The following is a 10011-nucleotide window of genomic DNA, read 5'->3' as shown; positions in this document are numbered from 1 at the left end:
TACAGAGCCTTTTTAGGGATTTCTGCCGAATACCTTTTCAAGTACGCTGCAGGTATGGTCAGTGATCCAGCAATTGGATCCTTCGCAGAATCCTGATAATCTCTGATATCGACAATCACCACATCAGCCTTGCTTATTTCGGCCGTTTCCATGCATGGAACACAGGGCACCGAAACATATCTATTATAAATAACAGCTGATAATAACACGACAAAAATCAGCAGAATCACAATCATTGATGATGCTCCCCCTAAATATTCAGGAATTTTACTTTATGTCACATTTTATACCCATGCGGGTATGGTGTCAATCTTCTGAAACTGGAGGAATCCTTAGCTAACAAAAGTTAAGGTTTAGAGTTTTAGCCAATAAATAAATCAGCCAATTTTTCAATCGTATAAAGAACTTGTTATTGTCCCTTGGTGAAAATACATTTTCCATCTTCCCTCTCTCAATTTCCAAATAGAACTACGCAATGAATGTTTTTTATTTACCTCATTATATATTCGGTAAGTAGTTAAAACAATTTCGTCAGACAAAGGATGAGTTTCAAAATTACTTAACTTCATCCGTACTGCACCTATACCCTCTTCACCAATACTTTCATTTTGATACAACACTTTACCTGAACTTCCAAATTCAAAAAATTCTTCTGCTAATAGATTAGTAAGCTCTTCTTTTGATGCCCGAATTTCTGGTTTTAAGAGCCTTTCTTCCAATTGAAGTAAATGCTCTTTTAAATAAGACATATTTTCCAAGACTACTCACCTTTTTTCTTATAAAATATAGACCGTTTTTTTCTCGAAATTGTACCTATTTAAGATAAAAAGCTAGATTTAATCTGGGTGTATTTAAATATCCCCGTCTTCTAGTTTCTTATTTAGTAACATATAATCATCTTTTTTAAAGGTTATTGCAACTCGATCCAATCTGTCTCCACTTGGATATAAAATCAATTGTTGATTGAATTTTATACCTAAAGGTACGACTGTTTGAAGAATAAGATTTAAGATTTTAAAACTTTCTAAATCCACCCCTTCTTTCAAATGATTCTTAACGTGAATAATTACTAAATCTTCAATATTTTCAAATCTCACTTTCCGAGGAGAAATATCATCAGCCTTACAAAGCCTTTTTAATAATTTTTGATAATGATCGTTTTGCGTCACCTTCATAAATCACCCCAGTTTCTATAAGTTATGATCTAACGTAATTCCAAAGTATCAATATCCAGCTACTAGTTGGATTACCTAATCAGCTATTTATGTAAATTTTTCAAGAATATTTTTCTAATTTGAATGTAAAAGAGGATATAACAAGCAGATAGCTTCCATGAATTTTCAGGGAAAACAATTTGGGACTGACTTGGGTGATTCCATTTGTGGACTCGATAGGACCTGCATATTCTCATGTAAATAGGTTGATATTACCAAAAGGACTTTTTTAGAAACTATCTAGTTTTCAAAGTACTTTCAATTAGAAGAGCAATTAAAACGAACCTTCGTAACCAATTCTCTTAACTAGTTCACCCATCTTCTTTTGAAAATAATTTTACCATATTTCAACATATGATTTCCTTCAATAATTGTTATGAAGTATTCTAGAGTAGATGATTTACCAACGCCAGTGATAAATTCAACCGTCATATTAAGTCTCCATAAAAAGTTTTGATCGGCTAGTTAGAAGATCAATGACGGTTATTCTTCTTCTAACAAATCTATAGAGTGCTGGCCAACTCTTCTAATATGAACACTAAACTTGTGAATAATGTGTCCTTATTCAAACGTGTCATGATAGCAAAAGTTATTTAACAACCTTTATCATCTGCCTGATCGCTCCTAAATGATACGCAGCATGAGCCAACGCACTTATGAGAATAGTAGCCGTAGAAGGTTTAAGATTTTTCTCCTCACTAATGTGTTCACTCATTTTCAAGTATTCACGGTGGAGCCCATTCTTTATTTGCTCCCATTCATCGTTTCCCACCGCTCCAATTTTCCAACTCTCTTCCCAATTGAAATCCTGTTCCTTACCTTCTAATAGTTGGTTATTAGCCCATAAGTGGTAACGTGTATGATCCGTATGAGCGGCAATTGTTACTCCTTCGACTAGTACGGAAGCTTCCTCAGTGCTTAATAAATCAATAGTGCCGAATAATCCACTCCCAGGCTTTGATTCAGTGAACCAACTCCCATTCCCTTTGGGACCTTCAAATGTTTCACTTAATAAGGTCATAATTCCATCATTCATCATTTCATCACCCTTTCTATTGTTATTTAATTTATAGTATTTGATACTAAATATATACAGAATATTTAAAATAAATATTATTAACTTTCTAAACAAACATTGAAATCTTTGGCTGAGATGTTAAAAGGTGTTTCATTTGCACAAAAGTATTCGACTTGTATATGAAACCGGCAGTGAAATTGGCTGAAGAGGAGAATAATCCTCTTCTGTTCAAACAGAATTTCATGGTCAACTCTTTAGTGATATCATCAATGCTAGTATGCTGAACAGATTACTCCTTTGGGATGAATCTCAAGAGAAGATGAAGTTAGTAGCTGAACTAGAAGACATAGTAAATGAGCAACAAATACAAGAGAGATTAGATGAGCTGATTCCTTCCTTTTCGTCGGATTTTCAGCAGGTACCCGATTTATGCTCACCGAAATGACCTCTAGGTTTAGCGCAGTAAACGATCACTAAACAACGCCCGCAGTAAGAATGATCTGCGGGCGCTCCTTAGTGTTTTTTCTTGAGTTCGGATGCTATGGCTTCTGCAAGGTCTTCTGCCATTTGCGGCACGAATGTTTTCAATAACGGGTTGGCGATTGGCGCCTTCAACCCGCTCGCAGTTATATCTAAAAAACCGGTCATCTTCGTATTCCTTGGATCAATTGCTTCTGCTAAAAAGTAGCCGCTGCCAGTAAAAGGTTCATTCAGACCAGTGAGGTCAAATGTTACTTTACTCGGTCCTTTCCATTCAATGATATCGACAATCAGCTCTATTTTCTTCTTCATCAAGCCTAAGTCGCCTTTAAACTTCCAGGTAACCTGATTTTCATTTAAAACAGTATGATTGATGTAGCCAGGAACAAGCGGTGCCCAGTTCTCTACCTTGCTTACAAATTCCCAAATGTCTTCAATTGGTAAAGCCATTTTTATGCTGTGCAGCCCAGTTGGCAAGAGTCCCACCTCATTTTGTCTAGTTACTTTCACTCCTACTGTATTATATTGTCCAAACTGTATAGAACCTTAAGAGTAAAATAGCTAAAATCTTAGGATGCGGTTTCCCGCAAATCAAGTACATGTAATATTTCAGCTTTTATGGAAGCTAAGTCAGGGTCAGTACGATCTCTTGGTTTGGACTGTTTGATTGTGAGTACCTCAGCTAATACACCTGGCTGCCCCTTTAAAATGAGAATACGATCACAAAGATATAAGGCTTCATCGATATCATGAGTAACTAATAGCATCGTCGTATTTTTCTTTTTCCAGATAGAGAGTAATAATTCTTGCAGCTGCATTTTTGTAAAAGCATCTACCGCACTGAATGGTTCATCAAGTAAAAGTACTTCCGGTTCTGTTACAAGTGCCCGCGCAATGGCTGTCCGTTGAGACATGCCTCCTGAAAGATCCTTAGGGTAGTGCTTTTCAAATCCAGAGAGTCCTACCGTATCCAACAGTTCGTGGACGATTGCCTTTTGATCCCCCTTCAGTCCGAAGGCTACATTTTGTTCAACTGTCAGCCAAGGCATCAGCCTCGGTTCTTGGAACATCATTCCGACATCTTCCTTCTCAAGACTAAACTTCCCTGTGTACTCCTTATCCAACCCTGACAGGACGCGCAGCAAGGTGCTTTTTCCACAGCCGCTTGTTCCTAGTATCCCAATGATTTCTCCCTCTTCCACGGAAAAAGAAACATCTATTAAACCAGCCTGTTTATGATTAAATGTCCGTGAAACCTGTTCTACAGATAACATTTTGATTCCTTCTTTCTCAATGTTGATTAGCCAAGCTATCCTGCCACCTTAGTGAACGTTCTTCAATCACTTTCAAGAACCAGTCGGTTAGTTTACCTAGGATAGCGAAAAGAAGAATACTGCCGATTATGGTATCTGGAGAATACGTATTCTGGCCGACAATCAGCAGGTACCCCAGCCCTTTGCTTGCCCCCATAATTTCTGCCGCCACAACAAACATCCATCCAAGTCCAAGTCCGCTGCGGATTCCAGTCAAAAATGATGGAAGTGAGGCAGGAAGAATAATTCTGCGGACAATTTGAAAGGAAGTAAACCCATATATCTTACCGACTTCAATCAGTTTACGATCCACACCCCTTATCCCCGCCACCATATTCAGATAGACTGGAAAAAACACCCCAACTGATATCAGTGTCACCTTCGAGGTTTCACCAATTCCCATCCAGAGAATAAACAACGGCACCCACGCAAGCGATGGAATGGATCGAAGCGCTTGAATAATTGGATCAACTAGTTCTTCTATGATTTTTAGATAACCAACCAATGAACCAATAATTATGGCAGCAAACGTTCCAATAAAAAATCCTGCAAACACTCTTGTTAACGTCGATCCAAGATGTCCCCAAAGAGTTCCTTCCAACACCATTTGATACAAGCTAGCTATAATGGCAGATGGTGCTGGAAGCAAATGGGCTTCAATAATCCCCATATTGCTTGCTGCTTCCCATAAAATGACTAACGACACCGGCAGGATGCTACCCAGCAGAAGTCTTCGATTACTCCGCGGCTTTTTACTAGCAGTTTTAACTTTGTTTAATTGAACTAATTTAAGCGCACGATTACTTTGCTCTAACATCCTATTCTCCCTCTCTTCTCCATTACTTGGTGACTTTGTCCGCGTATGTCGGATTTAGCAACTCAGTTGTCAGCTTACTAACATCGGTTGATTCTTTTAATAAACCAGCTTCTTTAAGTACCTCTCCTGAACCAGTAATAATGGAATTTTGTTCATCACCAGGAACCGGGTTAGAATAATCCGTACGTTCCAGTTGTTTTTTTGCAACCTCAATTGAAATGCTTGCTTCTTTCGCTAGAATCTCTGCTGTTTCATCTGGATGGTCAATTGTCCACTGTCGAGCTTCCTCATACGCTTCAAGAACTTTTTCAACATATTCGGGATACTTCTTGGCAAACTCCTCACGAACATCCAACGTGCTAAAACTATTAAAGTCAGGATTGCGGTAGAAGATTTGAATATCTGATTCTAATTCTACCTTAGCCATATGAGGATCGAGACCTGCCCAAGCATCTACATCACCTGATTGAACAGCTGCAGCTCCGTCACTATGCTGTAAGTTAACAATTTCAACATCTTTCTCTGATAATCCAGCTTCCTTTAAGGCACGTAATAGAAAAATATAAGGATCGGTACCCAGCGTAGCCGCTACTTTTTTCCCCTTTAAATCAGCTACTGATTGTATACTCCCTTTTTTGGCTAAAAGTGCCGTCCACTCCGGCTTTGAGGAAATATAGACGGTTTGAATGGGCGTGCCCTTTTCTTTGGCGAGCAATGCTGCCGCACCAGCCGCTGAACCGAAATCAACACTATCTGAACTAAGGAATTCTAACGCCTTATTTGAACCTTGGCTGAGGACGAACTCGACATCAATGCCCTCTTCTTTAAATTTCTTTTCAGCCAGCCCCTGATCTTTTAATACCAAGCTAACTGGTGAATAGTACGCATAATCAAGAATGATTTTCTTTGGTTTTCCGTCCTTTCCAGTTCCGCTCGCATTGTTTGAGCAACCTGCAAGTACTAATCCTGTTAATGCCAATAATATAGCCCATTTCTTCATCTTCGTACCTCCATTTTTTCTAGAATACCGATTTGCTTACTTGGTTTAATAACCATAAAAAACCCTCTTCAAAAAATAAGAAGAGGGTTTTTTTAAAAATCCTCCCTCATCTTTCAGATCAATTGATCTGCAGGATTTAGCACCTTTTCAAGCTTTCGCTTGATGGTTGCCGGGCTTCACAGGGCCTATTCCCTCCGCCGCTCTCGATAAGAGTGTCATTACTATTTAATTAAGGTATTTATCTGTATGAAGTATATAGCACAAATATTTCATTGTCAATAATATTCTGAATTTTTAATCTTCAAATTGTGATTCTTTCCTAGCGGCCACTTTGACATTATGTAAATGTACATCCTTCATTCCTTCAAAAAATTCATATTGTTCCGTAACTTCTTCATGACCATCACTTTGTCTCAGAGAGTGTAAATAGTGAATGGACTGATTTACACGCTGTTGGATGGCTTTCTCTGAATTCGTTACACTGCCATGTCCAGGAATTAATATCTCTATGTTTCCTGAATCAACTATATTCTTTATTTTGTTAATCGTCTCCAGATAGCTTTCATAGCTGTCATAAATAAAAGGAAACTCTACATCTGATAAGTGGTCACCAGCGGCCAGGACTCCCTCTGGTTCAATGACCGTAAGCAGACCATCATTGGTATGGCCAGGAGCAAGGTAAAAGGTAAGTGCACAATTCCCAACCTTCATTGTTTCGCCGTCATTGGCAACCGCAACCTCTACCTCCGGATAAGAGATCGGATAAAATCGTTTTAGATAGTATTTCGTATCAAAGTCATGGATTTGTTTGACTGGATAGTCCTTTGCCGGATGATTGGTAAAGGCTGCTGAAGCGATTACTATTGCCTCTGGAAATGCTCCGTAACCAATAATGTGATCAAAATCACTATGAGTGAAGAGCAAATAAAGTGGTCTTCCTCTTCGAATAGCAGCTACATAAGATTGGATTTCACTTACTTCTGCCGGTAACCACGCAGGGTCGATTAGCAGCAGAGCCGTCTCTGCATCGATCAGCGTTGAGGTGGTTTGATACAGCGAACTTTGAAAAACGACAACGGTCTCATTCTGAAAAACAATCATTTACATCCCCCTTTTTTAGCCTATTATATCAAAAAAACCCGCTTAAACGATTCGTTCAAACGGGTGTTAGCTTATGAAAAATAGGATTGAAACCAGGCAGCTGCAGCATCTACTTCATTTCGGGTTAACTGATGGCCATACTGTTCCCACTTCACTTGGACAACTGAACCGGCTGCCTGAAGAAGAGTTGCAAGCTCTTCAGTTTCCTTTGGAGCACAAATCGGATCATTTTTTCCTGCACCAATGAACACTGGAGTATTCGAAAGGTCAGGAATCGTGACACCTCGTCTTGGTACCATCGGATGATGTAAAATCGCTCCTTTTAATGATCCTTGATAATGAAACAAAAGACTAGCAGCTATATTTGCGCCATTTGAATAACCGAGTGCAACCACATTTTCGCGATCAAATTGGTACTTTTCTGCAGCCGTATCGATAAAATCATTTAGTTCCTTTGTACGAAAGAGAAGATCTTCTTCATCAAATATACCCTCAGCAAGCCTGCGGAAAAAGCGCGGCATCCCGTTTTCAAGTACGTTTCCACGGACACTTAAAACAGCAGACTGTGGAGATACAATCTCAGCTAATCCAAGTAAATCCTCCTCTGTTCCTCCCGTTCCATGTAAAAGTAAAAGGACAGGTGCTTCTTTATTTCCTTCTTGGAAAATATGTTTCATGATTACTGATCCTCCTTAAGTATTCTTGGTACAGCCGGCAGTAAAGTATTTTCTAATTGAACCCGTCTTTCTTCTAACCAAGGTGGAAGCATCAACTTTGTACCCATTGTTTCAACTGATTCATCATGAGCAAATCCGGGAGGATCCGTTGCAACCTCATATAAGATTCCTCCCTCTTCTCTAAAATAAATTGCATCAAAATACTGGCGATCGGTAAATGGTGTAACATTGTAACCAAAGTTCGATATATGCTCACGCCATTCTTTATGGTCATCCTCATCAATCGCGCGCCATGCAATATGGTGAACCGTGCCTACCCCTATCGAACCCTTCGGTACAACCGTTTTCTTAACATCGATAATATTTCCGATTTCAGCAGTAGATTGAAAACGAATGAAATCTCCTTCTTCATCAACTCTAACTAGTCCAAGCACATTTGTTAGGGCTTCCATCGTCTGATTAGGCCGAGACGACAACAAAACAGCTCCTCCAAAGCCTTTAATTGCTTTATCAGTTGGTACTCCTCCGAACGTCCAATTACTATTCTTACCACTTTTCCGAGCAACCATTTCTAAATGCAAACCATGTGGATCGAGAAAATCTAAATACTCTTCTCCAAAACGAGTTGTTTTTTCAAAATTTATGTTGAACGTTTTGAGACGTTTTTCCCAAAAAGAAAGCGAACCCTCTGGAACAACATATACCGTAATCCCCACTTGTCCAGATCCAATTCTGCCCTGGCGCGCGTTCGGCCAAGGGAAAAAGGTAATGATGGAACCTGGAGAACCAACTTCATCTCCAAAATATAAATGATAGGTGCCTGGATCATCAAAGTTTACTGTTTTCTTGACCATACGCATACCTAATACACCTGCATAAAAGTCTACGTTTTCCTGAGGATTTCCAACAATGGCGGACATATGATGAATACCTGCTGTTTTTTGCACCGTACTTCCCCTCTTTCGTTTTTATCTTGAATTAAAGATATATTAATTCAGAGTACATGTCAATTCTTTTCTAAAATTCAGGGAAATGGACATACTAGTCTGGTCAGCTAATTTATAAAAAGGGGGAATCAAAATGAATAACGATTTCTATTCTGCAATCCGTCACCGACGTTCCTATTATGCAATTGATAACACACCGATTGTGTCTGATGAAAAAATCAAGGAAATTGTTGATTTTGCTGTAAAATATACGCCATCTGCCTTTAATTCACAAAGTGCAAGGGTAATTGTCCTTACTGGAAAAAGCCATGAAAATCTATGGCAGCTCACAAAAGAAACACTACAGAAGGTTGTTCCACCAGATTCTTTTTCCTCGACTGAAGAAAAACTGGCTTCTTTCAGAAATGGGTATGGAACCATACTCTTCTTTGAGGATCAAGCTGTAATCCAAGGTCTTCAGAAAAAGTTCGAGCTTTATAAAGAGAATTTCCCAATATGGTCCGAGCAATCGTCCGGTATGCTTCAATTTACCATTTGGACAGGCCTAGAATTAGAAGGATTTGGTGCAAGTCTTCAGCATTATAACCCTTTAATTGATGATGAAGTAAAAAAGAATTCGATGTACCTGATACTTGGTTACTTAGAGCCCAAATGCCTTTTGGAAAACCACTACAAGAACCAGGAGAAAAAGAATACCCGCCTCTTGAAAAACATATTTACTATTATCAATAAGAACTACGCGTGCAGTCAATCTGCACGTTTTTCTTGTTGAAATTAAGTCATTCTATTATGCTTTAATGATCTGTTCTGTGCAAAACTGCAAATTTGTGTGCAAAAGGAGAGCTTTTCTGTGCAAAACTAATCATTTCAAGTGCACTTCAATCGAATTTCTGTGCAAAACCTTTTTTTGGCTAGTAAGCAAAAAAACTTACATTTTCAAATTTCTCCTATAGACTAATAGATAAATGAATATTTTGGAGGTAGCTAAATGTCAGAACATCACTTTTTTTTGAAAGCGGACTGGCCCGGTGGAAGAAATGACGTGGGGTCCATTGAAAGTGGGAACTTAAAAACGGAGATCAGCATCCCGCATGAAATGGATGGGCCTGGTGTAGGTACAAACCCAGATGAAATGCTGCTGGGTGCGGCATCAACCTGTTACATCATTACCCTTGCTGCTATGCTGGAGCGAAGCAGACTGACTACAACAAGTCTGTCCATGCAGTCGGAAGCGATTGTTGATGTGACAAATGGAGTATTTACATATAAAAAGATTATCCACCGTCCTCATATTATTCTGCCGGACTCAAGCTCAGAAAAGGACTTGGAGCGTACCTTAAAGTTAGCGCAAAAAGCTGAGACCTCTTGTATGATATCTCGTGCCATTAAAGGAAATGTTGAGATTGAGCTCGACGCCCATGTGACTTTTAAATGACAAAAAAGG

The 10011-nt window shown here is 39.1% G+C and carries 11 protein-coding genes, 2 pseudogenes and 1 riboswitch; of the genes and pseudogenes, 2 read left to right on the top strand and 11 right to left on the bottom strand.

Features of this window, described 5'->3' with window-relative positions:
- The 11 genes and pseudogenes from WYK_RS12230 to WYK_RS12180 all read right to left on the bottom strand — a co-directional run.
- Positions 1-236, bottom strand: a pseudogene (locus WYK_RS12230) (sulfurtransferase); the annotation flags it as partial.
- 153 nt (positions 237-389) lie between these two features.
- A complete protein-coding gene (locus WYK_RS12225) occupies positions 390-758 on the bottom strand; it encodes a nuclear transport factor 2 family protein (protein WP_040374774.1) in 369 nt (122 codons plus the stop codon).
- A gap of 93 nt (positions 759-851) precedes the next feature.
- Positions 852-1175, bottom strand: coding sequence for a hypothetical protein (locus WYK_RS12220; RefSeq protein ID WP_040374773.1), 324 nt, complete (start codon positions 1173-1175; stop codon positions 852-854).
- 628 nt (positions 1176-1803) lie between these two features.
- Complete coding sequence (locus WYK_RS12215) at positions 1804-2253, bottom strand: hypothetical protein (protein ID WP_040374772.1); 450 nt, start codon at positions 2251-2253, stop codon at positions 1804-1806.
- A gap of 492 nt (positions 2254-2745) precedes the next feature.
- On the bottom strand, positions 2746-3189 hold the full coding sequence (locus tag WYK_RS12210) for a CoxG family protein (RefSeq protein ID WP_040374771.1): 444 nt from the start codon (positions 3187-3189) through the stop codon (positions 2746-2748).
- 92 nt (positions 3190-3281) lie between these two features.
- The gene (locus tag WYK_RS12205; RefSeq protein WP_040374770.1) at positions 3282-3986 is read right to left on the bottom strand and encodes an ABC transporter ATP-binding protein; all 705 of its coding nucleotides are present in this window, start codon (positions 3984-3986) and stop codon (positions 3282-3284) included.
- 16 nt (positions 3987-4002) lie between these two features.
- Positions 4003-4842 (bottom strand): ABC transporter permease, encoded by an 840-nt coding sequence (locus tag WYK_RS12200; protein WP_040374769.1) that lies wholly within the window; start codon positions 4840-4842, stop codon positions 4003-4005.
- A 22-nt stretch (positions 4843-4864) separates the two neighbouring features.
- On the bottom strand, positions 4865-5842 hold the full coding sequence (locus WYK_RS12195; protein ID WP_040374768.1) for an aliphatic sulfonate ABC transporter substrate-binding protein: 978 nt from the start codon (positions 5840-5842) through the stop codon (positions 4865-4867).
- 103 nt (positions 5843-5945) lie between these two features.
- Positions 5946-6055, bottom strand: a riboswitch (SAM riboswitch).
- Positions 6056-6136: 81 nt separating this feature from the next.
- Positions 6137-6943, bottom strand: coding sequence for an MBL fold metallo-hydrolase (locus WYK_RS12190; RefSeq protein ID WP_040374767.1), 807 nt, complete (start codon positions 6941-6943; stop codon positions 6137-6139).
- 71 nt (positions 6944-7014) lie between these two features.
- On the bottom strand, positions 7015-7620 hold the full coding sequence (locus WYK_RS12185; protein WP_040374766.1) for an alpha/beta hydrolase: 606 nt from the start codon (positions 7618-7620) through the stop codon (positions 7015-7017).
- Positions 7621-7622: 2 nt separating this feature from the next.
- Entirely contained in the window at positions 7623-8540 is a 918-nt protein-coding gene (locus WYK_RS12180; protein WP_051387466.1) for a ring-cleaving dioxygenase, read from the bottom strand.
- Positions 8541-8700: 160 nt separating this feature from the next.
- On the opposite strand from WYK_RS12180, the pseudogene WYK_RS12175 reads away from it, so the two are divergent.
- A pseudogene (locus WYK_RS12175) lies at positions 8701-9299 on the top strand (nitroreductase family protein).
- 256 nt (positions 9300-9555) lie between these two features.
- Complete coding sequence (locus WYK_RS12170) at positions 9556-10002, top strand: OsmC family protein (RefSeq protein WP_040374764.1); 447 nt, start codon at positions 9556-9558, stop codon at positions 10000-10002.
- The last annotated feature ends 9 nt before the right edge of the window (positions 10003-10011 follow it).

The organism is Peribacillus psychrosaccharolyticus ATCC 23296, assembly GCF_000305495.1.
Taxonomy (GTDB): Bacteria; Bacillota; Bacilli; order Bacillales; family DSM-1321; genus Peribacillus; species Peribacillus psychrosaccharolyticus.
This window is presented reverse-complemented; position numbering and strand designations above follow the sequence as displayed.